Below are 24,550 nucleotides of genomic sequence, written 5' to 3' on the forward strand. Positions count from 1 at the left end.
ACATGAGCTACAAAGTGGACTTAAACTGCGACATGGGTGAAAGTTTCGGTGCCTACTCTATGGGAAATGATGCAGAAATCTTAAATTTTGTGACTTCTGCTAATATCGCCTGCGGCTTTCACGCCGGCGACCCGGCAACGATGCGAAAAACGGTAAAGATGGCACTGGATAAGAATGTCGGCATTGGCGCCCACCCCGGCTTGCAGGATCTCGTCGGCTTCGGGCGCCGGAACATGGCGATTTCGCCGCAGGAAGCATACGACTTAACGGTCTACCAAATCGGCGCTTTGTCGGGATTTGTCCAAGCGGAAGGCGGCCGCCTGCAGCATGTGAAAGCGCACGGCGCCTTGTACAATATGGCGGCTAAAAATGCAGCGCTTTCCGAAGCGATTGCAGAAGCGGTTTATAAGATCGACCCTGAGTTGATTTTATTCGGCTTGTCGGGCAGCGAATTGGTGAAGGCCGGTGAAAAGATCGGCTTGCGGACAGCGAGCGAAGTGTTTTCTGACCGCACGTATCAACTTGACGGCACTTTGACGCCGCGCACAGAACCAAACGCACTCATTACCGATACGGATTCGTCGCTTGAGCAGGTGATTCGCATGGTGAAGGAAAACAAAGTAAAAACGCTGCAGCAGCAAGACGTCGAATTAAAAGCCGAGACCATTTGCATTCATGGCGACGGCGTGGCAGCGTTGGCATTTGCGGAAAACTTATCGAAGTCGCTAAGCGGTGCTGGAATCACGATTCAAAAAGCCGAGGAATTCATTTAACCAAGGAGGGATTGGATGAAGACGTCAAACCGCAGTATTCTATTAGGTGCCGCATTTCTGATGGCCACTTCTGCCATCGGTCCCGGATTTTTAACCCAAACCACGGTCTTTACTGAGCAGCTGTTGGCCTCATTCGGTTTCGTCATTTTGATTTCCATCATCATCGACATTGGTGCACAGACCAACATTTGGCGGATCATTGCCGTGTCTGGAAAACGGGCTCAAGATATTGCCAACGAAGTCTTTCCAGGCGTCGGTTATTTCCTGGCCTTACTGGTGGTCATGGGCGGCCTGGCGTTTAACATCGGAAACGTCGGCGGCGCTGGCCTTGGGATGAATGTGCTTTTTGGCATTGATGCGAAAACCGGGGCCATCTTAAGCGGCTTGCTTGCGGTCGGCATCTTTGTCGTAAAGGAGGCAGGCCAAGCGATGGACCGCTTTGCCCAAATCCTCGGATTTGTGATGATCGGCTTGACGCTTTACGTCATGTTCACTGCACAGCCTCCGATCGGCGAAGCCGCAGCCAAAACTTTTGTGCCAGATACAATCGATATTTTTGCAATCGTGACACTGGTTGGGGGCACAGTCGGGGGCTATATTACTTTTGCCGGAGGCCATCGCTTGATTGATGCCGGTTTAACCGGGAAAGCAGCCGTTCCGGAAGTGACCCGCAGTTCCATCTATGCGATCGGGATTGCATCAATCATGCGCATCATTTTATTCTTGGCCGTACTTGGCGTCGTCTCCCAAGGCCTTTCCTTGGATCCGGACAATCCGCCGGCTTCCGTGTTCCGGTTGGCAGCAGGAAATATCGGCTACAAGATCTTCGGAGTCGTCATGTGGGCGGCAGCCATCACTTCGGTTGTCGGAGCCGCTTACACCTCCGTATCTTTTATCCGGACGTTTAGCTCTTTTCTCGATAAATACAACCGGCTCTTAGTCATTTCTTTCATCGTCATTTCAACTTCCGTTTTTGTCTTTATCGGCCAGCCGGTATTGATCCTGGTGCTTGTCGGCTCATTGAATGGCTTGATTTTGCCGATTGCGCTCGGCGTGATGCTGATAGCAGCCCATAAAGCGAAAATTGTCGGCGATTACAAGCATCCGCTTTGGATGACCATTTTCGGCATCATTATCGTGATTGCCATGGCTTGGATGGGCATCTACACCTTATCGAACGGCATTCCTCAACTATTCGAATAAACGCAAAAGGCGTCCGGTGGAAATCCCTCTGGACGCCGTTTTTATTTCCCCAGCTTCTCATTGCCGTGTTTGAAATTCCCTGTCGCCTTTGCCAAAATCAACTGCACGTCTTTGTCGGTTTCGGCTTGCTGGATCCTCGCAATCAGCTTTTCCGCTTCTTTCCCTTTAACAGTTTTTATTTCCTTGCCTCTGTATGAAATAAAAACGGCCTGGCTCTTGCTGATGCGATAAGTGAATGGATTTTCCTCTAAGCGGTTCCGCTTATCCATATTCATGGCACACCTCTTTCATTGAAAGGTTATTTCCCAGGAAATGAATTTTGGCGTTGTTCGAGCACATGCGTTATCCCCTTTGCCACTTCTTCTAAATAGCTTGAGCTATGCGGAACGATATCTTGTACATGAATGGTAAGGGCAATCGGTTTCTTGCTGCCATCGTCTGCTACTTTAAATCCTTTGGCTTCAATTTCGGTTCTTTCTCCAAAACAAAGTTCCGCAAACGCCTTGAATTCTACAGCAGCCATGCCTGCCACTTCTTCCTTTTGCAACTCCAACATTGCGTCAAGGTTTTCGGTTGCGAAATACAGAAAGTTATGGCATCGCTCGTTGTCCAGGAAGCCTTCGGAGTGAATTTGGTCCTTGATGGTGCCCAATGGAATCAAATCGTCAAATTCAACCGCTAGCCCCAGTTCTTCTTCGACTTCACGAATCCCGTCTTCCACCGTTTCTTCTGCGGTTAAATGGCCCGCTGCTGTGATATCAAAAAGATTAGCGAAATCCTTTTTCAACGGACTTCGAAGCTGGAGATGAATATAATCTTTCCCATTGATTCGGCTAACTACCCAGCAGTGAAATGTTTCATGCCAATAGCCCCTTTGGTGCACTTCTTTTCGGCTCGCTTCGCCTATCTGCTGGCCAAATTCATCGAACACACGCAGCTTTTCGGTTTCCATTTTGCTGTCTCTCCCAATCAAAAAAGCTTGCCCGAGAACACAGGCAAGCTTTTGTATTTTCAAGTGACGCCAACCACTTCCGCTGTTTCCTGCGGTTCCGCTTTTGGCTTCTGCACACGCGGGTCCTGCAGCCAGCAAGCGGCTGTGTGGTTGTCTTCTCCTACTACTGTATCACGCGGCGTAAAGCTGTGGCACACTTTCATTGTATGAGGGCAGCGTGCAGCAAAGGCACAGCCTTCTCCAAGCGTTGCCAAGTTCGGTGGAGATCCGCCGATCGGCATTAACGGCTTTGAACGGTCTTCGTTCATTTTCGGCATGGATTGCATCAAGCCCAGTGTATACGGATGCTGCGGATTGTAGAAAATCTCATCCAGCGTCCCTTGTTCGACAATTTTCCCGCCGTACATGACCGCTACCCGGTCCGCCATATTCGCTACGACGCCTAAGTCGTGCGTAATCAAAATAATCGCGGTTTCGGTTTTTTGCTGAAGATCTTTCATCAAATCCAGAATCTGCGCCTGAATTGTTACATCCAGCGCCGTCGTCGGCTCATCCGCAATCAGTACTTTCGGATTGCACGCGAGCGCCAAAGCAATCACGACCCGCTGGCGCATTCCGCCTGAAAATTGATGTGGATAATTGTCCAGCCGCATTTCCGCTTTCGGAATGCCCACCAGTTTCAGCATTTCCAATGCCCGTTCCCGCGCTTGCTGCTTCGTCATTTTTTGATGGCGCTGAAGGCCTTCCATGATCTGTTTTCCGACTTTCATTGTCGGGTTCAGCGAAGTCATGGGATCTTGGAACACCATCGAAATTTCGGATCCGCGGATATCGGTAATTTGCTTGCTTGAAAGCCCCAGCAAACTCTTGCCGTCATAGACAATGTCGCCTTTTGAAATTTCAGTTGTACTTTTTGGCAACAGCTGCATGATCGACTTGGCCGTTACGGACTTTCCAGAACCGGATTCTCCGACAATCGCCAAAGTCTCGCCTTTTTTCAACTCGAAATTGACGCCTCGCACTGCCGTGACGTTTCCGGTTTGGGTCTTGAATGAAACATGCAGATCTTCCACTTTTAAGACAGTATTTTTCATTGTTCAGACCCTCCCCTATTTTTTCATCTTCGGATCTAGCGCATCGCGCAGTCCGTCTGCCAGTAAGTTAAAGCAAATCATGATGGCACTGATGACGAGTGCCGGATAAATCAATTTGTATGGGAAATACCGCATCGACTTATAGCCATCTTCAATCAATACACCAAGCGACGCTTGCGGCGCTTGCAGCCCTAAGCCGATAAAGCTCAGGAATGCTTCGAAGAAAATCGCTGTCGGAATCGTGAACATGACAGTGACGATGACAGGCCCCATGATATTTGGCATCAAATGTTTCCAGATCAACCGCTTGTTCGAAGCTCCCAATGTGCGGGAAGCCAAGATAAACTCCTGTCCTTTCAGCTGAAGGATCTGTCCCCGGACAACCCGGGCCATACCGACCCAGCCGGTGACAATCATCGCCAAAATGATGGAGGTAATACCGGGCTGAAGAACCAGGATAAAGAGAATGATGACAATCAAGTTCGGAATTCCCATCAGGATTTCAATGATCCGCTGCATGACATTATCGACCCGGCCGCCATAGAATGACGAGATGCCGCCGTAGATAACGCCGATCGCCAAATCGAGAAATGCCGCGACGAGTGCAATGAAGAGGGAAATTTGCGTCCCTTTCCAGACACGCGTCCATAAGTCGCGGCCGAATTCATCGGTGCCGAACCAGTAATTGGTGGCGACTTCGCGTTCCGCGTAAACGTCCGTTCCTTGTGCATTCAACCCGTCAAAGCCGAGCCATTCCAGGCCAGCGACTTTAGGCGGCATATTCGAATGCGCCAAATTCTGTTCGCGGTACGTAAATTCATTCATGCTCGGTCCGATCAGCGCCATGATAATCAAAAGAATCAATAACACCAATGAGATCATGGCGCCTCTATTTTTCGCTAATCGCTGAAACGCTTCTTTCCAAAAGGAAACGGAAGGCGTCGAGATTTCTTCGCTCTTCTTTTGGTCCATCGGTGCGCGGACAAATAAATCATCCGGAATATTGTCTATGCTGTAATCGTTTTGCGTAGACATAGTTGGTAATTTTGCATCGAATTCTTTCATGCTGCTTCCCCCTTAAAGTTGATGCGGGGATCTAAGAATCCGTAAATGATATCGACGACAAACACGACGAAGATAAACAACGCACTATAGAAAATCGTGATTCCCATGATGACGCTGTAATCCAATACCAGGATCGACAAGGTGAATTGCTCTCCTAGCCCTGGAACCGAGAAAATTTTCTCGATGACGAGCGTCCCCGTCATAATCGAAACAGCGAGCGGCCCAAGCATCGTCACAACCGGGATCAAGGCATTACGGATGACGTGCTTCACAATGACTTGATTTTCCCGCATACCTTTTGCACGGGCCGTGATGACGTAATCCTGGCCGAGCACTTCGAGCATTTCACTGCGGATAAACCGGGCAACGGTTGCCGTAACGGTTACCGATAAGGCGATGGAAGGCAGCAAGGTGCTGGAATAGCCTTCCCATAGCGCCACTGGCAGCCACTCAAGCTTTACGCCGATATAATACTGCAGCAAAGCTGCAAAGACGAAAGAAGGGATCGACATGCCGATAACTGCGAGCGCCACTGAACCATAATCAAATATCGAATTATGCTTCAAAGCGGAAATGATGCCGAGTACAAGTCCCAGAATGGCGCCAATGACCAAGGCCTGCAAGCCGATGAAAGCGGACGGCCCGATGCGGGTACTGATCATGCTGGTGACAGTTCTGCCTTCATGCTGGAAAGAATAGCCCAAGTCGCCTTGCACCAAGTTCCCCAGGTAGTGAAGGTACTGCATCGCTACCGGCTGATCCAATCCATATTTCGCATTCAGTACGGCCAATTGCTGGGCACTTAATTTCTCGGGATTGGTAAACGGTGTCCCTGGCAAAAGCTGCATGAGGAAAAACGTGGCCGTGACAATGATAAACAGCGTAATCAGCATATATCCAATCCGCTTAAGTAAATATCCCTTCATGGAAACACCTCTATTCTATGAGTTGAGTAATCTTCTGGATGAAAAAATACGAGGGGGCCGGATTTCCGGCCGCACCCTCGTATCTAAAGCTTGCCTAACTGTAGATTATTCTTCGATTGATGCCCACTTATACGTATGTGAAGCACCAGTAGGGTGTACAATTAAACCTTTGATTTTGTCTCTCATCAAGATCGATGTTCCGTCTTGGTAAAGCGGCACGATGGCTGCGTCTTCTTCCAATAGGATCTTCTCGATATCTAATAGCATTTCAAAACGTTTCGATAGATCCGTTTCTACACGTGCCTGTGCAACCAACTCATCCAATTTCGGGTTGTGGTATTTCATGCGGTTAGCAGATCCACCTTCTACCCACATATCCAGGTAAGTCATCGGGTCACTGTAGTCAGGCCCCCATGAAGACAAGGACAAATCGTATTCGATCGCTTTTTCGATTTCAAGGCGTTGAGCGAAAGGAACTGCTTTGATTTCTAATTTAAAGCCTGGAAGATTATCTTCCAATTGCGCTTGAAGATATTCTGCCACTTTCTTATGGTCGTCAGAATCTGAAATGTTGATGGAAACCGTCAAGTCGGAAACGCCAGCTTCTTTCAATCCAGTTTCCCAAAGTTTTTGAGCATCTTCGACCGATCCTGTGTTGAAGTCGCCGTTCAAGTCACGGTAGTCTTCGCCTTCTGGTGACTGGAAGAAGCCTTTCGGCACAACGCCGTTTAGTGCAGTGGAGCCATCTTTCAAAATCACGTCTGTCAAACTTTCTTTGTCGATTGCCATATTGATCGCCTGGCGGATGTTTTTATTGCCTAGAACCGGGTGCGTATGGTTAAAGCGAAGGAAAATCATACTTGGCTCAAGGATCGTGTCAAAGTTTGGATCTTCTTTGTATTGGTCAACCGATTCTGAACTCAAATCGATGCGGTCTACTTTGTTTGTTTCGTATAAGTTCACGCCAGTTGTTGGATCTTTTACGACGAATGCGTTGATTTTATCCAATTTAACGGATTCGGCATCCCAGTAGTCTTCGTTTTTCGCATAGTTCCAGCCTTGCTCATGCGTCCAGTCCGTTAGCGTGAACGGCCCGTTGAACAGGATGTTTTCAGCTTCTAGTGCGTATTGATCGCCTTGTTCTTCAACAAACTTCTGGTTTTGCGGCAAGAATGTCGGGAATGTCAACAACGATTCCAATAATGGGTTGGCGCTTTCCAGCGTTACTTCCAATGTTTTTTCATCAATAGCTTTGACGCCTAATTCGTCAGCGTCTGCTTCGCCGTTCATGATCGCTTCGGCATTTTTGATGCTTGCTGTAACAAACATGAAGTTGTACGGGCTTGCATCTTTCATGACGCGTTTCCAAGCATATTCAAAATCTTGTGCTGTCACAGGCTCGCCGTTGCTCCATTTAGAGTCGCGCAACGTGAACGTGTGGACGGTTTGATCTTCATTTTCCGTATGGTCAGTAACTAAAGCTTCAATTGGCTGATGGTTTTCATCTTGGCGGTAAAGCCCTTCATTGACGTTGTTCAATACCGTAAAGGCAACACCATCATGCGCTTTTGTGGAATCCAGAGTAGGAATGTCCGCTGTTGCCGAGATATTCAAAACCTGGCTCGCTTCGCCTTCTCCCCCGTCTGCCTTGGCGCCTTCTGAATTGCCGCTCTCAGAAGAACTAAAATTACAGCCGGACAGAATCAACACAAAGGCCATCAATAACAATAATGCTTGTGCTCTAATCTTTCTCTCCATTTCCCCTACCCCCTAATTTTTCTAATAATTCTTTTTAATCATAATTGTTATTCTACTATTACGCAATAAGATATTTTAATTTTCAAAAATAATGGAAGCATGGTAATCTTTAATTATCCACTGAAAGGACCGTGCCTCATGACTAATAAACTCATCATTCTGCTGGGATCTCTTTTTATTTCTGTTGCCTTTTCTTTTTTGCTGGGTGGGCCATGGAATTTAGCCAAGTGGCTGGACGCAGTATTTCTTATCGGTTTGCTTTTGATCATGGCTGCATCCGTCATGATTTTGATCGAAGCCGAATTTTTCAATGCGTTCATCAAAAGCTTCAAAAACTTTTTCTCACGGGTTAATCAAAAAGAAAAATACATACGCGAAAGCGAAAGGCGGACAAGCGACGCAGTGGCTTACCAAAAAATATTCCCGATCCGGAAAGACCTGCTGCTGGTCGGCATCGCATTAAGCTTAAGCAGCCTGATCCTGTCGTCAGCGCTATACTATTTTCTTTCCTGATCTGAAAGATAGGAGCGGAAAAATTTCGTTTAAGATCACTATATTCCGAGTTTGCGCAGGAGCAAGTGGTTTAAAATGATGCTTTTACAAGAACCTCATCTTCGCTGTTTTGCTCTATGTCTTTGGAAATTGTTCCAGCACCGGCGCGGTTCCGGACGGGCTGAAGCAATAAGACGAGTGGTTTTCTCGGCTTATTGCGGGAAGCAAGTCCATAGCGCCGCAGTGCGGATTCCAGAAGCAGATGCTCGAATCCAACTAGCTTCTCGACAATCGGAAAAACCTTCAGCCATTTAACGGCTGAAGGTTTTCGTTTTTCTGTTCATAAAGAGTGACGCAGTTGCGTCCTTTGTTTTTGGATTGGTAAAGTGCTTTGTCCGCTTCTTTCGTCAGCTGATCGAGCGATCTCGTGCCATCGGAAAAACTTAGGCCGACCGACACGGAAACGATGCCTCCCGGCTGAAGCTCTTCCCCTTCAAAACGGTGGCTTTCAATATTCTGCCGGACTTTATCCGCCATGGCAAAAATCTTTTCCGGATCCGCTTCGCCCGTAAAGCAGATGATGAATTCTTCTCCGCCGTAGCGCGCGACCACATCGCTGTCTGAAGTGCTGTCGATGAGCAATTGGCCGATCGTCCGCAGCACCTGATCCCCTTTTTGATGCCCGTGGGTGTCGTTGTAAACCTTGAAATAATCCACATCCACCATGGCAATCGAAAGCGGCTGCTTATCGTCAACGAAAGCACCGACTTTATTTTTAAAGAATCGGATATTCGGCAAATGCGTCATCGGATCTTGGTTTGAATAAAACTCCAGCTCCCGCCGCAAAATCAAATTTCGGTTTTCTCCATTTAAAATAAGGGACATAGCCAAAACGGCAATTCCGGCAAAAAAGAACATGGCTGCAACGATAAACAGCGTGGCAGGCGTCGTCGCAATCATCCAGATCGATTTGATAAATTCAAACACCACAAATCCCGTAAGCATCCGTTTGATATTAATGATAATGAACAGATGGTTAAATGGCACTTTTTCACGGAATAAAGCACCAATAATGATGGGCAAGATAAGCGATTGAAGGATGCCTTCTACGACGGTCGGCCCGCCCAACGATGCTCGGAAAATTCCCGGAACAATGGCGGATAGGATACCGAATGGCCAGCCACCGATATAGGAGATAAAAAAAATGGGCACTTCCCGAAGGTCGAGGCGCATGCCTTCGTGGATAAAAGGATTATGCATCACGGAAAAAGATAAAAAACTAAAAAAAGCCGAAGAAAGCCAAAGGAATTGAGTAGAACTCTTCCATTCGACCAATAGCGTTTCTTTCAGTTTTAAAGCGAGATACATCAAAGCGATGATCAATGCCATATTTTCCAGGAAGAAAAACAGTAAATCATTCATTGCGCCCACTCCCAATCCACTTCCCTACAATTAAACTATGACCTAAGTTTAACAAAATTTGGTCTAAAGTCCATTTTAATAGGCGTTTATTGGCAGCATCAAAATTCGTCTTCATATAAATGAAAGTTAGTTTCTGCAGGCATTATTTTTCTGATATAAAGTTCGGTTTCTTTGGAAATATCCGGGACAAAGAATTCAGTTGCCCAATGCTCGAAGGTGGAGATCGTCGTTTCATCTGAAGACAGAAAAATCGAAAACCACTTAAATCCGCCGTCGCTATTCAAATAGTCTTTCATTAGCAAATGCATTAGTTCAGGAGTCACTTCTCCTGAAAAAACGGCGTACTGGCTTTCCTGCTGCTTTTGCAAAAGATCTTCCAACCCCCTCATCGCCTCCTGCTCTTCGTTCCAGCAATGGATCTCAATCTGCTGGCCTAATTTCAAGAAACGTTCTGCCAGCTTTAGCCAGTACCCGTAATCCGCATTTTCCGGCACCCGCATGCTAAATTCAACATCCATAAAAACACTTAATTCAAAATGAAGATTTTCTTTCATGTACGGCTCCCTTCCTGGATCGCTCTTAATCCATCGTCTTCCTCATTTTAAAATTGGTTAAAGCGATTCCTTTTCGCACGACCGTTTGCTGCCGAATCGTTTCATAGCCGCGCTTTTCAAAGAAAGGCTTGGCCGTCAAACTGGCATCTAGAGTGATTTCAGAAAGTCCTAGTTTCCCGGCTTCTTTTTCGGCCACATTTAACAAAGCGGCTGCAACCCCTTGCCGCTGATGGTCTTTATGGACATAAAGCCGGTTCAAATAGCCGTCTTGTTGCAAGTCGCTAAACCCTACAACCTTTCCCTTTTGTTCTGCGACAAAAGAAAAATTTTGGGCAAGTGAAACTCGCCATTTTTTGATCCGTTCTTCTTTTTCATCCATTGGCGCCCATGCATGTAGCTGCTCAGCTGTGTAGTGAGCGGCGTTGACGGAGTGAACCGTTTCGTAGAACAGGTCGACCAGTTTCGCTGTGTGTTCTGAGCAATATCGACGTACTTGAAGATTCGTTCTATCAGCAGAACTAAGCAATAAGGGAATCTGTTTTACAGCGACAAGCTCTGTCCCTTCAAAACTCAAACAGTAGATATCCGGCATTTGAAGTTTTCGCCAGAAATCCACATGATAGCCCGCATCGAAATAATTCATAATTAGCACCATCAGATTGCCATGCATGCCAATTGCGACGCGCTTTCCGGCGTAGCCCTTCAATACCTCCATTACTTGCGCTGCTCCGCGTTTTTGGGCAACAGAGTTGGATTCACCGCCTGGAAAAGCGAATTGCTCATCTTCCCAAACACGGGCAATCGCGCTGTCAAAGTCCGTTAAGGCACTCTCACTTAATAGGCGCTCTTTGAAGTCTTCGCAGACTTTGACTTCCTGTCCAATTTCCGCTGCTAAAACTTCGACCGTCTGGATCGCGCGCTTGTAAGGACTGGACAGCACATGGTCGATTTCTTCTCCCTTTAATGCTTCCGCCACTTTCTGTGCATCCGAAAATCCTTGTTCCGACAAGGGCCGATTCCGTTCATCTGTTGAATAAACCGAATGCGCATGCCTCACTAAATATAAATGCGTCTGCATTTTATCCACTCTTTCCGCTATTCATTTCTTTATAGATTTCGAGCGACTCTTTTAAAAAGTTCCGGTCAAATCCGCTTTTTTGATGCAGCCGCTCCACCCATTCATCTAAAGTGGCGAGCGGCGGATCTTCAATGAGTCCTTGGGAGGTGCTTAGACAACTTTGCCAGTCTTCAAATTCCCAGTGGGCCGTTTCACCTTTGTACGGCAGGCGCATTTCAAAAAGCACTTTCGGATAGATATGGTTCTGTGAAAACTCCGCTGCCTCCCAAAAAGCTTCTTCGCTTACCGGTTCCAGTCCATACTTTTGGCGGGAAATTTTGCCGTTCGGACGGTGATAAAGAATCTCCACTTCGCATTTCCCGGGCAATACTTCCACTTCAGCACCTGGAAAAAAGCCCGCTAGCTTGCCGCTTTGAAACTTGCTGCTGCTCGCCTCGATCAGTATCGGTTCCAGCCATTGGTCGCCCAAATCGCATAAATACCGATTGCCTTCCTTATCCTCAGCAGCAAGGGCCGCATGTGCTTCCATTGTACCCAAATGGCTGCCAATCGGATATGCCCTTATGCCGGCTTCTTTAAATTCTTCTAATAACCAAAGCGCCAAATCAAAGCAATTCCCGGTAATCCCGTATTTTTCGCGATGGGCTTTCATTAATTCAATAGAACGCTGCTTTTTGGCCCCCGCTTTCTCGTAATACCAGGCTTTCGTCAATGTTTCCATTGGAAATCCATCAAACTTCCTCCAGACTTTCACGATTTCTTCAGGTGCCTTCATTTTCTCCACCTCTTTCGAGAACTGTCGATACGTATGTATTTCGGTCCAAAACTCATTGATTCCTTTAATAAAGGCAAACAAAAAGCCCAGCATTCGCTGGGCTTCCATTGGTTATTCCATTTCGTTGCCGGCCGGCTGCTCTACCAATTGCTGCAGGTTCTGGAACATCTGGTCCCAACCTTCTTCGGATTGGCCGGTGAATTCCATACCGGCTCGTTTGACGTCTTCATCCGTCCAGCCTTCTTCATGCGGCACAACAATCTCTTGGATAAAAGCCATTTCCACGCTGTTTTCTACTGAAGAAATCCAAACGGTGATGCGATCTTCCAAGCTATTGAATTGCGGCATTTCAAATGTGAACACCAGCTTATGCGGCGGGCTTACTTCGATGTAATGGCCGATTGCCCGGTAATCGGTGCCGCCGCGCCGGTCGATGATTTCCCAACTGCCGCCTTGCACGGGTTGGTTAACGGCTTTTTGATTGGTCGCTTCTGAAGAAAACAGCCATTTTTTCATAAGCTCCGGCTTTGTCCAAGCAGCAAACACTTTCTCTTCCGTGGTTTGGAATCTTCGCGCCATGGTTAAGGTTACGGTTGACGTTGCCATCAGATCCATCCTTTCAGCGTTCAGTAATGGAGTGCCAAGCAGCACCAGCTTTTAATGCCATATTAGCTCAAGCTGCTAGTTCAGGCAACATAATCTTCTTTTGGAATATCCTCCGATTCTCGGTCGCCGTAGTAGCGGCCTTTTGTCAAAACAGCCAAGGCCACGGTCATAATGGCAGCAAGAATCGCCGAGAAAAACGCAGCCGTGCTTTGCAGGAAGAGGCCCATATAGCCGAGCGCGGCAATCGTGCCGAGAATGCTCGGCACGAGAAGTGAAATAACGCCGACCGGATTCCATTTATATAATTTTTCCTGGCGCGCTTCATAGTAGCGCGGCCCGATTTTCAAGAGGCGTTTCACAATTAAAGCATCTGCCACTAAAACGGCAGCCCATGTCATCAACGCCACGCCTTGGAAAGTCATGGCCGTCCCAAGATGGTCGACAATTCCGCCGAGCATCAAAATAATGGCGATGACGCCTGAAACGACGATCCAGAAACGTCTTCCTGGCGTAAAGCGGAACATGTTCTCAAAGAAACTCGATAGAGACAGCGAGCTGCTGTAGATATTCGTGATGTTGATGCGCACTTGCGTCAGCATCGTAAAGATGACACCGCCAAGGCCTAAAAGCAAGACGATGTAAACGCCGGGATTCGATTCGCCTAATGTGACGCCGAACCAGATCCCCAGGCCTCCCATTACGCCAAAACAGAAGATCTGCGGAATAAAACCGATGGCGATGGAACCGATTTTGATGTCTTTCGGTTTGAGGAACCGTGCGTAATCCGAGGCGATTAATGCCGTGAGGCCCATAATTCCATGCTGCATGCCGATGCAGAGCAAGAGAGCCGTCCCTCCAACTTGGACGCCTTCTGGCATATACGCCCAGAAATTGCCTTCATACACGGAAGTGGCATTGAAAGCCATATAAATTGCTGCGATGAGAAACGCGCCAAAAAGCGGCAGCGACCATTTTTGGAGCTTATCCAATTGTTTAATGCCAAACCAGTTGAGCGGAATGACAATGGAGCCAAAGAATATGATTAATAGCCATAAGGGGATGGCGGGGAAATAAGCATGGACTGCTGAAACGAGGATCATTCCTTCAAAAGCGCAGTACATGATAAAGTTCGAAGCATAGATTAATGAGGTGAGAGAAGCTCCGATATAACCGAATCCTCCGCGGGAAAGCAAGTTAACGTTCATACCTGATTTTGCGGATAGATACACAATGATCGAACCTAAAATACCGGCTACTACAATTGCATATCCTGCTGAAATGAGCGCATTGACGGCTCCAAACTGCAGGGCCATAACCGAACCCATCTGAAAATAAAAAATAGCGGTGGCGATGCCGAATGTGATATTCGTAATGCTGAGCCAACTCATTTTCCTTTCTTCGCGCGGCACGCGGTCAAAGGAATAATCGTTTGTCGCCTCTTTTCTCGGGGCTGTTTTCTTTTGGTCGATTTCTTTTTTCGTCCATTCTTGATCTGCGGTAATCTCAGATCTCATCTGATCGACTTCCTTTCCATACTTAGAATATTCTTTTGTCTAGGAACAGCAAAGTTTCCGGGCAAAAACGCCGCCCTTCAAACAAAAAAAACAGGCGGATTTTCCCGTCAGCATTTGATGCATCAACGGTTAAAACCACTTGTTTTTTGATTATAACATATTTTTGCGCATTTTAGTGATAGAATGGAAAATCCCTTTATTCTAACTGGCTAAAATCCGCCTTTTCTCTATAAAAAATCCCAATTTCACATTTCTTTTTAATATATTAGCATATTAAAATCTGCTTTATTCCTCATCCAAGCCACCTTTTCGCTGACGGATCTGATAATAGTTCAATTGCTTGAATAATTCAGATGACGTGCCTTGGTCGACTGTAAATGCGACTCCGTGTTCATTCATGACCATTTTCTTGGTTTTGCGGACAATTGATCCATCCAACAGGAAAGGGCGCCCTAAAATACTGAAGCTGCATTCCACTTTTTCATCCATCGGAAATTCCTCCGGTGAGTAAAATACAAGGCCGCCGGCACTGACATTCTCAATTTCAATCGGTAAAGCCTCTTCCCAGCCTTCCCGTCTGATTTCCCCATCAATCAACCCACCAAAATCCACACGAAAAAATTCACGTCGATTCTTGCTCATTTTTGCTCCCCCATTACTTGTAGAAATCTTTGCTTACATATAGAGATTCACCAACAGGCCTTTCATTTCTCCGACGAGGCGAAGCACTTCGATGCCATCTTTTTCATTGTCCAGCACTTCATCATTGATCGCGAGCAGTTTTTCATCGATCACTTCCACCAGCTGATGCGATTTCATGCCGCCATTCGGATGGAAACTCTGTTTCTCAGACAATTCGAGACCATAGCTCAACGATTCGCTGACAAATTGCTTGACTGAATTCTTATAGTCGATCAAATGTTCAATAGTGCGCTGTTTTGCTAAACGCTGTCCTTGAACATCGATGCGGTCCATTAACTGATTGAGTGAATCCAACTTTAATTTTGACTGGGAATTCCGCATAACTGCAGCAAAGGAATCCGCAGACTTGCCTTCGACAGCCCCTTTGCGCATCAATTCACCTGGAAATTTTGCCTGACCTTCAATCCGCAAAAGAACCCCTCATTTCATTTTTGGTAGCTTTTCTTTTTCTTTAGCATGTTGACGATCAATTCCACTTCGCCATGCTCCATCTTCAACACTTTCGCAATCTGTTTGGGCGCAAAGCCTTGCTTATGCAATTTCGACACTTGTTCTTGATGCGATCCAGCTCCGGCAAATAAGGGACCTGTCTCCTGTTTTTCAGACACTTCCGGCGGCTCTGGTGCATCCGTTCTTCCAGCAGCCAACTGCTTTTCAAGCAAACGGATTCTTTTTTCGAATTTGTCTTCTTTTACTTTAATATAATCCGCAAGTTTTTGATACAGTTCTTCGTTCTCTTTTTCTATTTTTTCTACAAATTCTTCCATCCCTTGGTGAATAAGGGCCGCATCTTCACTCAATTCCTCGCGTCTTTGCTTGTTTTGGATCAATACCACTATGGCACGGATGTTTAGCAATAACACAAGGACGATCAATTCAATCAATAAACATTCCATCGGGATCACCTTTACCTTCTAAGCTATTTCTAATAATGATCGTGCACAGCAAGCGTTGCTGCACGCAAACGCAAAATCGCTTTTGAATGCAATTGTGACACGCGTGAAACGCTGACGCTCAACACTTCCGCAATTTCTGTCAGTTTCAGCTCTTCAAAATAACAAAGCGAAACGACCAATTTTTCTTTTTCCGGAAGCCGGTCAATGGCCTGGGCCAACGATTCTTTGATGGCTTGCTCCGTTAAATGTTTTTCAGGGGAAGCAGCACGGTTGTCTTCAAGTGTACTGTACTTGCCGGACGGATCGTTTTCATTGTAATCCGGCTCGTCGATTGAAACCATCGAGGACAAGGCAGCTTCCGCTACGGTTTTATTGAGCTCGGCTTTCGTAATGCCGAGGTAGGCGCTGACGTCTTCATCTGTGACGGACGCATTCTTTTGCTGCTCGAGTTCGATATACGCTTTCTCGATTTTTTTGACTTTGTCGCGGATCGACCGGGGGAGCCAGTCGCGCGTCCGAAGCCCATCGATCACGGCGCCTTTGATCCGCCAAGTGGCATACGTTTCAAACTTCAAATCGCGCTCAATATTGAACTTATCAAATGCATCCAGCAGTCCTTCGTATGCAAGGCTGCGTATATCGTCTTTATCTACAGTTTTCGGCAAACTGAACGCAAAGCGCTGAATAATGTAATCGACCAGCGGCAAATAGCGTTCGACTAAGTAGTTGCCGGCTTCCGGATCTTTATGCTGCTGCCAACCTTCCCAGTAACTGCGTTCGCTTTTTGATAATCTTGTAGTCAATACGAGTGTCACCACCATCTATGTGATCATGTTTTGTTTTTGTTAGTTTTTGTAGTCGATATTCCGCAAAACCGCTCGCTTGCCGGAGGCTCGCGCTGAGCTTTGTCCCCAAGGCGTCTTCGCTGTTTTGCTCCATATCTATAGAAAGTTCTCCAGCGCCGAAGCGGTGTATTAATGCTACATCTTTAATTCAACTTATCTAAAAAAGATTTTATTTAAAAAGCATTTTCAGTAAAAAGCCTTTGAGTCCGAGTTTATAAGGAACGGGAAGTTCTAGGTAATTGAATGATAATGTTTGCATCGCCTTTGATGCTTGGCCGTTTGGATAAGCCAGCGTAAAAGGGACCTGCTTTTTGACGGCACTCGGCACTTGCGCATCGCTTGGGATGTAGCCAAGGGTGCCAATTTGTTTGTTCAGGAATTGCTCTGTGACTTTTTTGAAATTTTCAGCTGTTTGCGTGCCTTCTTTATCGCTGGTGCATTGGTTGATGACTAATTTAATATGGACATTTTCGTCTTTTGCATGGACCATTTTCACTACCGAATAAGCGTCGGTGATTGAAGTCGGTTCTGGCGTTGTCACCAAAATGACGTCATCGGCCGCTAAGATAAAGCGCAGGTTCTCGTATGAAAGCCCGGCACCGGTATCCAGAATGATGTAATCCACATGGCCTTGGATTTGGCTCAGTTCATCAAAAAATTTCGTCATTTTAGCTTCATCCAACCGGAACATTTCATCGAAGCCGGTGCCGCCTGAGATGAATTGGAGGCCATTCGGCCCTTCTTCGATGATGTCCCAGATGGACAGATCTTTTTCAATCATCGTCGCAATGGATTCTTGCGGTGAACGGCCGAGCAGGACATCGATATTGGCGAAGCCAAGGTCGACATCGAAAATCAGCACTTTTTTGTTTTGCTGGACGAGACTGAGTGCGAAATTCAAAGCGAAATTGGATTTCCCGACTCCGCCTTTGCCGCTTGTAACGGCAATGACACGTGTTGGACGCTTGTCTTTCTTCGCTTTTTTCTGGGTCACTTTTTCTCTCAATAATTTAGCTTGATCAATCATTTTCATCTTCCCCTAATACGAAGTCTGCGATTAATTCGGGCGTAACTGTGAAGATATCATCTGGAACACTCTGTCCGTTGGCAATGTAGCGTATCGGGATGGAATAATGATGGATCAAGTTCAAAATGGCGCCGGAGGAACTCGTTTCATCCATTTTGGTCAATAACAGCTCATCCATGACAATCGTCTGGAAGTTATCAACGATCTTTTTCATATCTTCGTATTTGGAAGTCAGGCTCAGGACCAGATTGATTTGGACTTTGTTTTTATCGCTCAGCAAAGCTTCCAGCTCTTCGATGTACTGTTTCTGCTGATAGTTTCTGCCCGCCGTATCCATTAGCACAATGTCACAGTCGCTCAGCACTTCCATCGCATGCGTCAACTCAGAAGCGGATTCCACCACTTCAATCGGGATATTTAAAATGCCGGCATAGGTTTTCAGCTGTTCCACTGCGGCAATCCGGTAAGTATCCGACGTAATCAGGCCGACTTTCTTATCTTCACGCAGCATGAAATCGGCTGCGATTTTTGCAATCGTCGTCGTCTTCCCAACCCCTGTCGGTCCAATAAAACAAATGATTTCCGGATTTTTATCAACCGGTGCCGGCTGATGAGAAGCGATCAACTCAATGATTTCCTTCCGGGCGAAGCTGCGGATCTCCCTTTCGGACATTTTCGGATCCTGTTCGAGTTCCGTGATCAGCTTTGCATAGAGCTCAGACTGAATCTCTTTGGAAATGCCTTGCTCCATCAATTGCTTATTCAACCCTTTTAAGGCCACAGGCAGCCGATCTTCTTCCATGACCTGCAGCATGAATTGTTTGATGCCTTTGATTTCGCTCATCAGCTCTTCGGCCATCACATCATTCTTCTCGACAGCTTCTCGCTGTTGGAAAGGGATGACCGTTGCCTGCTGAGATTTTGCTGTTTTTGCCGGCTGTTTTTGCTTCGGTTTCGCTTCAACTTTTGCCTTCGTCTTTTCCGGCGCTTTCGTTTCCACGGCCGCAATCACTTCCAGCTTTTCGGTTTTGAAAAAGCCGAGGAAGCCGCCGGTTTTCACTTTTTTCGTATTCAAGATCAAGGCATCAGTGCCAAGGTCCTTCTTTATCATCGGAATCGCTTCCGTCACACTATTGACGATGTATGTTTTCAATCTCATAGTCCACTAACCGCCCCACTCGAAATATTCACTGCTCCAACACTTTGAATTTCAATGTCCGGTTCCAGTTCGTTATAGGAGAGAACGGGAAGGTCCGGCGCAAAACGCTCGATAAATTGACGCATGTACATGCGGGTTGCAGGCGACGTGAGCAGAATCGGCTGGACGCCGGTTTGCTGCAGCTGGCCCGCTTGTTCAGAAATGTTTTGGAAAATCACCTGCGATGTTTCCGGATCAATGGATAAATAATTCCCTTGATCTGAACGGTGCACCGACTCTGCAAATTTCTTCTCCAAGCTCGCGCCGGCTGTAATCACTTGCAGCGGCTGCCCTGGCGTTGCGTATTGCAGTGTAATCTGGCGCGATAAGGCTTGGCGCACATATTCCGTCAAGACATCCGGATCTTTTGAATAGGCTGCATAGTCCGCCAAAGTTTCTAGAATCATTAACATATTGCGGATCGAAACTTTCTCTTTCAAGAGCTTCATGAGCACTTTTTGCACTTCGCCAAGCGCCATCAAATTCGGAATCAATTCTTCGACCACGGCCGGTGAATTTTCACGGACGTTTTCGATCAACGCCTTCACTTCCTGGCGTCCGACCAATTCGTGGGCATGGCGCTTGATCACTTCTGTCAAATGGGTCGACACGACAGAAGGCGGATCGACGATTGCATAACCGGACATTTCCGCTTCCTCTTTCATTTCTTCATTGACCCATAGCGCCGGCATACCGAATGCCGGTTCCACCGTTTCGATGCCGATGATGCTGTCATCGTCTACTCCTGGGCTCATCGCCAAATAATGGTCAAGCATGATTTGCCCGGAAGCGACGCGGTTGCCTTTGATTTTAATGACGTATTCGTTCGGCTGAAGCTGGATATTATCGCGAATGCGGATGACCGGCACGACAATTCCAAGTTCCATCGCACATTGGCGGCGGATCATAATGACCCGGTCCAGCAAGTCCCCACCCTGATTTTTATCGGCAATCGGAATCAAGCCGTAGCCGAATTCGAATTCGATGGCATCGACATGCAATAAATCGATGACACTTTCCGGTTTTTTCAGTTCTTCCGCTTCCGGGCTGCCGATGTTCGCTTCTTTCTCGACTTTCTCTTCTTTTTTCAGATTGCTCTGCATGCGGAATGCACCAAAAGCAACGACTGCTGCGACCGGCAAGATCAGCATCGGGCTGATCGGCGTGAAGACAGCAAGCAAAGTCAAAGTTCCGGCTACAATATAAAGCAATTTTGGATACGCGAATAATTGCTTTGTAATATCCGTTCCCAAGTTGCCATCAGAAACGGCACGAGTGACCACAATACCGGCAGCTGTCGAAATCAGCAGCGCCGGAATTTGGCTGACTAGCCCGTCTCCAATGGATAGAAGTGCAAACAAATTAGCTGCTTCGCCAATCGGCAGGCCATGGACCATTACGCCGATCGCCAAGCCGCCCACGATATTAATTACCGTAATGATAATGCCGGCAATGGCGTCTCCTTTAACGAATTTGCTGGCACCGTCCATGGCGCCGTAGAAATCCGCTTCCTGGCTGACTTTCTCCCGGCGCTTTTTCGCTTCCTGGTCGGAAATCATTCCGGCGCCAAGATCGGCATCAATGCTCATCTGCTTCCCTGGCATCGAATCGAGTGTGAAACGGGCTGCCACTTCAGCAACACGTTCCGAACCTTTGGTAATAACCAAAAACTGAATGATGACAAGAATCAAGAACACCAGAATTCCGATAATGGCACTGCCGCCAACAACGAATGAACCGAATGTCTCAATCATTTCTCCGCCTGTTTGATTGGTTAAAATCGAACGGGTTGTGGATACGTTCAATCCAAGGCGGAATAAAGTAGTCAACAGGAGCAAGGTCGGGAAAATCGAGAATTCCAGCGCTTCCTTTGTGTTCATTGCTACTAAAATGATGGTCAACGCAATACTGATATTGACCATGATCAATACATCTAACAGGAGAGTCGGAAGAGGAATCACCATCATGACGACAATCATGATGACTGCAACCAAGATGGCATAATCTTTAATTTTCACGCGTTCTCCTCCTCACTCTTTATAATTGGATTGATTGTTTTCGCTATTGTCACGGATACACCGCAAAACAACTACGCTTTCCTATGGGCTTGCGCCGAAGCGGCATATAAAAGCTGGTTCTACTTAGCTAATCTTTCCTTTTAACCGGTATATATATGCTAAAACTTCTGCGACCGCGAGGAACAAGTCTTCCGGGACCGGGTCCCCTACATCCACTTGGGCATATAATGCGCGGGCGAGCGGTTTGTTTTCCATAATCACAACGCCAAATTCTTTCGCTTTTTCTTTGAGTTTCAGTGCCAAGTGGTCTTTCCCCATGGCAATGACAGTCGGCGCGGCCATTGTTTCCGCGTCGTACTTGATCGCGATGGCGTAATGCGTCGGGTTGACGATCAGCACATCGGCAGATGGAAGATCCTGAATCATGCGGTTCATGCTCATTGAACGCTGCTTTTCTTTGATCTTTTGTTTGATCAAAGGGTCCCCATCGGATTTTTTGTATTCGTCTTTGATGTCCTGTTTCGACATCTTGATGCCTTTTTCGAATTCGTATTTTTGGTACATATAGTCAAATACAGCTAATATCAATAAAATAATGGCGGCTACAAGCGCCATTTTAATCGTTAATTTGCCGACGAAACTCAGCGAATAGCTGAGGCTTTTCTGCGACAACAGGAACAGCTCATCTTTTTCCCCCCACAGCACGCTGAATGCGGCGTAGCCGATAATCGCGATCTTGGCGAGCGATTTTGCCAGCTCGACAAGCGCACGGACTGCAAAGATTTTTTTTGCGCCTTGGATCGGGTTTAACCGGTTCAATTGGGCTTTTAGCGGTTCGGTCGTAAACATCGCGCCTACTTGGACAAAGTTGCCCAGGATGCCGAAAACGATCGCGACTCCCATAATCGGCGCCATCAAAAGCATGGCATCAAACGTCATTTGTTCAAACAAGGTGCGGACATTTTTGGGCGTCCATTCCCAGCCGATATATTGGGTGAAGTTGACGCGATAGATCGCCAAGATCCGGTCCAGCATCCAGCCCCCGAGAAAACTCAGCAGCAGAATGCCGCCGATCATAATCAGTGCTGCGGGCAATTCCTGGCTTTTGGCCACCTGCCCTTTCCGCTTGGATTCCTGCCGTTTCTGAGGCGTTGCTTTTTCTGTTTTTTCGCCTGAGAAAAACTGCAGGTCCAAGGTCAATCTCCGTGCCATCTATGCTCCCCCTATTAAGCGGGTCAACTCCGCCATGCTTTCCACGAGCTCTCCAAACAACATCTGCAGCAAATAAAAGAAAAAGGGCATTGAAAACATTAATAACACAAAGCCCACTAAAATTTTCACCGGAAAACCGACGGCAAAGATGTTTAATTGCGGAACGGTTTTCGCTAAAATCCCGAGTGCCACATCCACTAAAAACAAGGCTCCGACAATCGGCAAAGAAATTTGCAAGGCAACCATAAACATTTTGACGAAAAGATCCGATATAAACTTTGCAACGTCTTCGAACTTGATATCGAAAGACAAAGATTCAACCGGAACCGTCTGCAGGCTTTGCATGACGCCGTCGAGCATCAAGTGATGGCCGTTGACCGTCAGCAGGAACAGCAAGGCAAGAATGTATTTAAAACGTCCGATAATCGGCACTTGCGACCCTGTCTGCGGATCCATGACGCTCGCCATCGCAAAACCCATCTGAAAATCGATGAAAGCTCCGGCAATCTGTACGGTATACAGCACCAGTGCTGCGGTAAATCCGAGTGCGATGCCGATGCCGAATTCCTTGATGACCATCAAGATATAATAGCCGTCCAGCGCAAGCGTCTCTTCAATCGGCAATGCAGACAATGCCAGCAAAGAAAGAAAAGCGGCAATCCCTAATTTGAATTGCGTCGGCACGCCGCGCTGCGAAAACAGCGGCGCTACGATAAAGAAACTGCTGATGCGGACTAAAATTAACAGGAAATACGGCAATGCTTGAAGAATTTCTTCCATACCCATCCCCTACCCGATCATTTGCGGAAGCTGCTGGAACAGATCTCTGGTGAAATCCAAAAGCAGCGTCAGCATCCACGGCCCGAAGATGATGATCGACAAGAACACGGCCAAAATTTTCGGAATAAATGCCAGCGTCTGTTCCTGGATTTGCGTCATCGCCTGGAAAATGCTGACCAGCAAGCCAACGCCAAGCGCAATCAAAAGCAACGGGGCAGAAATGATCAGGATCATATAAATCGATTGTTCCGCAAGTTTAATTACTACATCTGGTGTCATCGTGTTCTTCCCTTCGCTAGAAGCTGACCAGCAAGGATTCGATGATCAAATACCAGCCGTCAACTAAGACAAATAATAAGATTTTAAACGGCAATGAAATCATTACCGGCGGAAGCATCATCATCCCCATCGCCATCAGTGTACTGGCTACGACCATATCGATGATCAAAAATGGGATAAAAATAACGAATCCGATTTGGAACGCCGTCTTCAATTCGCTGATGGCAAACGCCGGAACCAAAGAGGTCAGCGGGATTTCTGAAATGCTGTCGGGTTTTTCAAGATTGGCATATTTAAAAAACAAAGCAAGATCTTTCTCGCGCGTATGCTCTGCCATGAAGGTCTTAATCGGAAGCAATGCACCATCTAATGCTTCTTCCTGGCTCACTTCACCGGATAAATACGGCTGAAGCGCCGTTTCGTTTATTTCCGTGAAGACTGGAGCCATGACGAAAAAAGTTAGGAACAAGGCGAGCCCGACCAATACTTGGTTCGGCGGCATGGACTGGGTGCCGAGCCCTGTTCGGACAAACGACAACACGATGATGATGCGCGCAAAACTGGTCATCAAAATGAGGATTGCCGGCGCCAGCGACAAAATTGTCAAAAGCGCAAAAAGCTGGAGCGTCGTCCCGACATCTTCCGGCGCATCACTGCCGCCGAGGTCAATGCCGGGAATATTTATGAACGAAAGAATATCTAGCATCATCGTGAATTACCTTCTTTATCATCATCGCTCTCCGAAAAGCTTTGGGCGAACTGCTGCTGTTTCTCTTTTTGCTTGTTCAAACTTTGTTTGAATAAGTTTTCAAAGCCGCGGTCGGACTGCATTTCAATTTCGGCCGGTTCCGCCGTTTTGCCAAAGAGTTTCCCGGACAGTTTAAATTTCGGATTCGAGAAGAGGGCCGGCTGTTTCTCCAAATCTTTTTCGATCGAGCCGACTTCCATTTCATCCGTGAATTCTTTGATCAGTGTGACTTCGTCGCCGACACCGATCATGTAGATTTTGCCGCCGACTTTGACAAGCTGCAGCGATTTGTTATTTCCGAGCGGTGTCCCGCCCATCAATTTCACAGCCTGGTTCGGCTGCAGTTTCTGCTGGCGGACTGCCAGGAATTTAATCAATCCGTAAATCAGCACGACGATCAACGCCGTAAAGAAAAAGAGTTTGGCAATAATCGATGCAAAGCTTGGCTTTTCCACCGGTTCTGCCGCCACAGTTTCAGCCGGCTGTTCTGCATCGCCATCTTCTTCCAACCAGTCCGTGACGTTTGTATCTGCCGCTGCATAAGCTGCCGACGGCGTAAACCAGGCAAAAAGAGATAAGAAAAAGACGGCCATTAAGACATAAAAGATTTTTTTCTGGTTCAAACTCGATGTT

At 47.0% G+C, this 24,550-nt stretch carries 27 protein-coding genes; 3 read left to right on the forward strand and 24 right to left on the reverse strand.

What is annotated here, in order from left to right; translation table 11 throughout:
* Positions 1-2: 2 nt before the first annotated feature.
* Positions 3-773 (forward strand): LamB/YcsF family protein, encoded by a 771-nt coding sequence (locus tag MTR82_RS14365; RefSeq protein ID WP_246809586.1) that lies wholly within the window; start codon positions 3-5, stop codon positions 771-773.
* A 15-nt stretch (positions 774-788) separates the two neighbouring features.
* Positions 789-1,976 (forward strand): NRAMP family divalent metal transporter, encoded by a 1,188-nt coding sequence (locus MTR82_RS14370; RefSeq protein ID WP_246809587.1) that lies wholly within the window; start codon positions 789-791, stop codon positions 1,974-1,976.
* A gap of 41 nt (positions 1,977-2,017) precedes the next feature.
* Here the strand turns inward: MTR82_RS14370 and MTR82_RS14375 are convergent, their stop codons facing one another.
* The 6 genes from MTR82_RS14375 to MTR82_RS14400 all read right to left on the reverse strand — a co-directional run bounded on the left by MTR82_RS14375 (position 2,018) and on the right by MTR82_RS14400 (position 7,771).
* On the reverse strand, positions 2,018-2,251 hold the full coding sequence (locus tag MTR82_RS14375) for a hypothetical protein (protein ID WP_246809588.1): 234 nt from the start codon (positions 2,249-2,251) through the stop codon (positions 2,018-2,020).
* A gap of 23 nt (positions 2,252-2,274) precedes the next feature.
* The gene (locus tag MTR82_RS14380) at positions 2,275-2,928 is read right to left on the reverse strand and encodes an NUDIX hydrolase (RefSeq protein ID WP_246809589.1); all 654 of its coding nucleotides are present in this window, start codon (positions 2,926-2,928) and stop codon (positions 2,275-2,277) included.
* 59 nt (positions 2,929-2,987) lie between these two features.
* Positions 2,988-4,022, reverse strand: coding sequence for an ABC transporter ATP-binding protein (locus tag MTR82_RS14385; protein WP_246809590.1), 1,035 nt, complete (start codon positions 4,020-4,022; stop codon positions 2,988-2,990).
* A 15-nt stretch (positions 4,023-4,037) separates the two neighbouring features.
* Positions 4,038-5,057, reverse strand: a complete 1,020-nt coding sequence (gene opp3C / locus MTR82_RS14390) for an oligopeptide ABC transporter permease (RefSeq protein WP_052654701.1) — start codon at positions 5,055-5,057, stop codon at positions 4,038-4,040.
* 26 nt (positions 5,058-5,083) lie between these two features.
* Positions 5,084-6,013, reverse strand: coding sequence for an ABC transporter permease (locus MTR82_RS14395; protein ID WP_246809591.1), 930 nt, complete (start codon positions 6,011-6,013; stop codon positions 5,084-5,086).
* Positions 6,014-6,118: 105 nt separating this feature from the next.
* Positions 6,119-7,771: a peptide ABC transporter substrate-binding protein gene (locus MTR82_RS14400; protein ID WP_246809592.1), complete on the reverse strand. Its 1,653-nt coding sequence runs from the start codon at positions 7,769-7,771 to the stop codon at positions 6,119-6,121.
* Positions 7,772-7,909: 138 nt separating this feature from the next.
* On the opposite strand from MTR82_RS14400, the gene MTR82_RS14405 reads away from it, so the two are divergent.
* Positions 7,910-8,284, forward strand: coding sequence for a DUF3899 domain-containing protein (locus MTR82_RS14405; RefSeq protein ID WP_246809593.1), 375 nt, complete (start codon positions 7,910-7,912; stop codon positions 8,282-8,284).
* A 282-nt stretch (positions 8,285-8,566) separates the two neighbouring features.
* Here MTR82_RS14405 and MTR82_RS14410 read toward each other — a convergent pair whose 3' ends face one another.
* The 18 genes from MTR82_RS14410 to MTR82_RS14500 form a co-directional block, all read right to left on the reverse strand.
* Positions 8,567-9,685 (reverse strand): GGDEF domain-containing protein, encoded by a 1,119-nt coding sequence (locus tag MTR82_RS14410; protein ID WP_246809594.1) that lies wholly within the window; start codon positions 9,683-9,685, stop codon positions 8,567-8,569.
* A gap of 98 nt (positions 9,686-9,783) precedes the next feature.
* Entirely contained in the window at positions 9,784-10,239 is a 456-nt protein-coding gene (locus MTR82_RS14415) for a hypothetical protein (protein WP_246809595.1), read from the reverse strand.
* Positions 10,240-10,264: 25 nt separating this feature from the next.
* Positions 10,265-11,317 carry a GNAT family N-acetyltransferase gene (locus MTR82_RS17165; protein ID WP_341801989.1) on the reverse strand — a complete coding sequence of 351 codons (1,053 nt, stop codon included), beginning with the start codon at positions 11,315-11,317 and terminating at the stop codon, positions 10,265-10,267.
* A gap of 1 nt (position 11,318) precedes the next feature.
* Complete coding sequence (locus MTR82_RS14430; protein ID WP_052654703.1) at positions 11,319-12,092, reverse strand: hypothetical protein; 774 nt, start codon at positions 12,090-12,092, stop codon at positions 11,319-11,321.
* Positions 12,093-12,203: 111 nt separating this feature from the next.
* Positions 12,204-12,698, reverse strand: a complete 495-nt coding sequence (locus MTR82_RS14435) for an SRPBCC family protein (protein ID WP_052653825.1) — start codon at positions 12,696-12,698, stop codon at positions 12,204-12,206.
* An 80-nt stretch (positions 12,699-12,778) separates the two neighbouring features.
* The gene (locus tag MTR82_RS14440) at positions 12,779-14,212 is read right to left on the reverse strand and encodes a purine-cytosine permease family protein (protein WP_246809596.1); all 1,434 of its coding nucleotides are present in this window, start codon (positions 14,210-14,212) and stop codon (positions 12,779-12,781) included.
* Between the two features lie 285 nt (positions 14,213-14,497).
* Positions 14,498-14,854: a PilZ domain-containing protein gene (locus MTR82_RS14445; RefSeq protein WP_246809597.1), complete on the reverse strand. Its 357-nt coding sequence runs from the start codon at positions 14,852-14,854 to the stop codon at positions 14,498-14,500.
* Between the two features lie 33 nt (positions 14,855-14,887).
* The gene (locus tag MTR82_RS14450; protein WP_246809598.1) at positions 14,888-15,325 is read right to left on the reverse strand and encodes a YaaR family protein; all 438 of its coding nucleotides are present in this window, start codon (positions 15,323-15,325) and stop codon (positions 14,888-14,890) included.
* 14 nt (positions 15,326-15,339) lie between these two features.
* Entirely contained in the window at positions 15,340-15,810 is a 471-nt protein-coding gene (locus MTR82_RS14455) for a DUF6115 domain-containing protein (RefSeq protein ID WP_246809599.1), read from the reverse strand.
* Between the two features lie 29 nt (positions 15,811-15,839).
* On the reverse strand, positions 15,840-16,631 hold the full coding sequence (locus MTR82_RS14460; RefSeq protein WP_052653837.1) for a FliA/WhiG family RNA polymerase sigma factor: 792 nt from the start codon (positions 16,629-16,631) through the stop codon (positions 15,840-15,842).
* A 193-nt stretch (positions 16,632-16,824) separates the two neighbouring features.
* Positions 16,825-17,682, reverse strand: a complete 858-nt coding sequence (locus tag MTR82_RS14465; protein WP_246809600.1) for a MinD/ParA family protein — start codon at positions 17,680-17,682, stop codon at positions 16,825-16,827.
* Complete coding sequence (gene flhF / locus MTR82_RS14470; protein WP_246809601.1) at positions 17,675-18,841, reverse strand: flagellar biosynthesis GTPase FlhF; 1,167 nt, start codon at positions 18,839-18,841, stop codon at positions 17,675-17,677. Before flhF ends, MTR82_RS14465 begins: the two co-directional genes overlap by 8 nt.
* Positions 18,838-20,898: a flagellar biosynthesis protein FlhA gene (gene flhA / locus MTR82_RS14475; protein WP_246809602.1), complete on the reverse strand. Its 2,061-nt coding sequence runs from the start codon at positions 20,896-20,898 to the stop codon at positions 18,838-18,840. The genes flhF and flhA overlap by 4 nt, the downstream gene beginning before the upstream one ends.
* A 123-nt stretch (positions 20,899-21,021) precedes the next feature.
* Complete coding sequence (gene flhB, locus MTR82_RS14480) at positions 21,022-22,110, reverse strand: flagellar biosynthesis protein FlhB (protein ID WP_052653849.1); 1,089 nt, start codon at positions 22,108-22,110, stop codon at positions 21,022-21,024.
* Complete coding sequence (fliR, locus tag MTR82_RS14485) at positions 22,111-22,890, reverse strand: flagellar biosynthetic protein FliR (RefSeq protein ID WP_246809603.1); 780 nt, start codon at positions 22,888-22,890, stop codon at positions 22,111-22,113.
* A 9-nt stretch (positions 22,891-22,899) separates the two neighbouring features.
* Positions 22,900-23,169, reverse strand: coding sequence for a flagellar biosynthesis protein FliQ (fliQ, locus tag MTR82_RS14490; protein WP_052653855.1), 270 nt, complete (start codon positions 23,167-23,169; stop codon positions 22,900-22,902).
* A 16-nt stretch (positions 23,170-23,185) separates the two neighbouring features.
* Positions 23,186-23,878 (reverse strand): flagellar type III secretion system pore protein FliP, encoded by a 693-nt coding sequence (gene fliP, locus MTR82_RS14495; protein WP_052653858.1) that lies wholly within the window; start codon positions 23,876-23,878, stop codon positions 23,186-23,188.
* Positions 23,875-24,540, reverse strand: a complete 666-nt coding sequence (locus MTR82_RS14500) for a flagellar biosynthetic protein FliO (protein WP_052653861.1) — start codon at positions 24,538-24,540, stop codon at positions 23,875-23,877. Before MTR82_RS14500 ends, fliP begins: the two co-directional genes overlap by 4 nt.
* Positions 24,541-24,550 lie beyond the last annotated feature (10 nt).

Origin of the sequence: Planococcus ruber (assembly GCF_022819085.1) — a bacterium.
Classification (GTDB): domain Bacteria; phylum Bacillota; class Bacilli; order Bacillales_A; family Planococcaceae; genus Planococcus; species Planococcus ruber.

Bases quoted from the DNA above. Each gene is read 5' to 3' on its own strand.
- MTR82_RS14455 (WP_246809599.1), bottom strand. From the start codon at position 15,810: ATGGAATGTTTATTGATTGAATTGATCGTCCTTGTGTTATTGCTAAAC.
- MTR82_RS14370 (WP_246809587.1), top strand. From the start codon at position 789: ATGAAGACGTCAAACCGCAGTATTCTATTAGGTGCCGCATTTCTGATG.
- MTR82_RS14410 (WP_246809594.1), bottom strand. From the start codon at position 9,685: ATGAATGATTTACTGTTTTTCTTCCTGGAAAATATGGCATTGATCATC.
- MTR82_RS14445 (WP_246809597.1), bottom strand. From the start codon at position 14,854: ATGAGCAAGAATCGACGTGAATTTTTTCGTGTGGATTTTGGTGGGTTG.
- MTR82_RS14460 (WP_052653837.1), bottom strand. From the start codon at position 16,631: ATGGTGGTGACACTCGTATTGACTACAAGATTATCAAAAAGCGAACGC.
- MTR82_RS14430 (WP_052654703.1), bottom strand. From the start codon at position 12,092: ATGAAGGCACCTGAAGAAATCGTGAAAGTCTGGAGGAAGTTTGATGGA.
- opp3C (WP_052654701.1), bottom strand. From the start codon at position 5,057: ATGTCTACGCAAAACGATTACAGCATAGACAATATTCCGGATGATTTA.
- fliP (WP_052653858.1), bottom strand. From the start codon at position 23,878: ATGATGCTAGATATTCTTTCGTTCATAAATATTCCCGGCATTGACCTC.
- MTR82_RS14375 (WP_246809588.1), bottom strand. From the start codon at position 2,251: ATGAATATGGATAAGCGGAACCGCTTAGAGGAAAATCCATTCACTTAT.
- MTR82_RS14385 (WP_246809590.1), bottom strand. From the start codon at position 4,022: ATGAAAAATACTGTCTTAAAAGTGGAAGATCTGCATGTTTCATTCAAG.
- fliR (WP_246809603.1), bottom strand. From the start codon at position 22,890: ATGGAAGAAATTCTTCAAGCATTGCCGTATTTCCTGTTAATTTTAGTC.
- flhB (WP_052653849.1), bottom strand. From the start codon at position 22,110: ATGGCACGGAGATTGACCTTGGACCTGCAGTTTTTCTCAGGCGAAAAA.
- MTR82_RS14415 (WP_246809595.1), bottom strand. From the start codon at position 10,239: ATGAAAGAAAATCTTCATTTTGAATTAAGTGTTTTTATGGATGTTGAA.
- MTR82_RS14435 (WP_052653825.1), bottom strand. From the start codon at position 12,698: ATGGCAACGTCAACCGTAACCTTAACCATGGCGCGAAGATTCCAAACC.
- MTR82_RS14405 (WP_246809593.1), top strand. From the start codon at position 7,910: ATGACTAATAAACTCATCATTCTGCTGGGATCTCTTTTTATTTCTGTT.
- MTR82_RS14465 (WP_246809600.1), bottom strand. From the start codon at position 17,682: ATGATTGATCAAGCTAAATTATTGAGAGAAAAAGTGACCCAGAAAAAA.
- MTR82_RS17165 (WP_341801989.1), bottom strand. From the start codon at position 11,317: ATGCAGACGCATTTATATTTAGTGAGGCATGCGCATTCGGTTTATTCA.
- MTR82_RS14365 (WP_246809586.1), top strand. From the start codon at position 3: ATGAGCTACAAAGTGGACTTAAACTGCGACATGGGTGAAAGTTTCGGT.
- MTR82_RS14400 (WP_246809592.1), bottom strand. From the start codon at position 7,771: ATGGAGAGAAAGATTAGAGCACAAGCATTATTGTTATTGATGGCCTTT.
- fliQ (WP_052653855.1), bottom strand. From the start codon at position 23,169: ATGACACCAGATGTAGTAATTAAACTTGCGGAACAATCGATTTATATG.
- MTR82_RS14380 (WP_246809589.1), bottom strand. From the start codon at position 2,928: ATGGAAACCGAAAAGCTGCGTGTGTTCGATGAATTTGGCCAGCAGATA.
- flhF (WP_246809601.1), bottom strand. From the start codon at position 18,841: ATGAGATTGAAAACATACATCGTCAATAGTGTGACGGAAGCGATTCCG.
- MTR82_RS14395 (WP_246809591.1), bottom strand. From the start codon at position 6,013: ATGAAGGGATATTTACTTAAGCGGATTGGATATATGCTGATTACGCTG.
- MTR82_RS14440 (WP_246809596.1), bottom strand. From the start codon at position 14,212: ATGAGATCTGAGATTACCGCAGATCAAGAATGGACGAAAAAAGAAATC.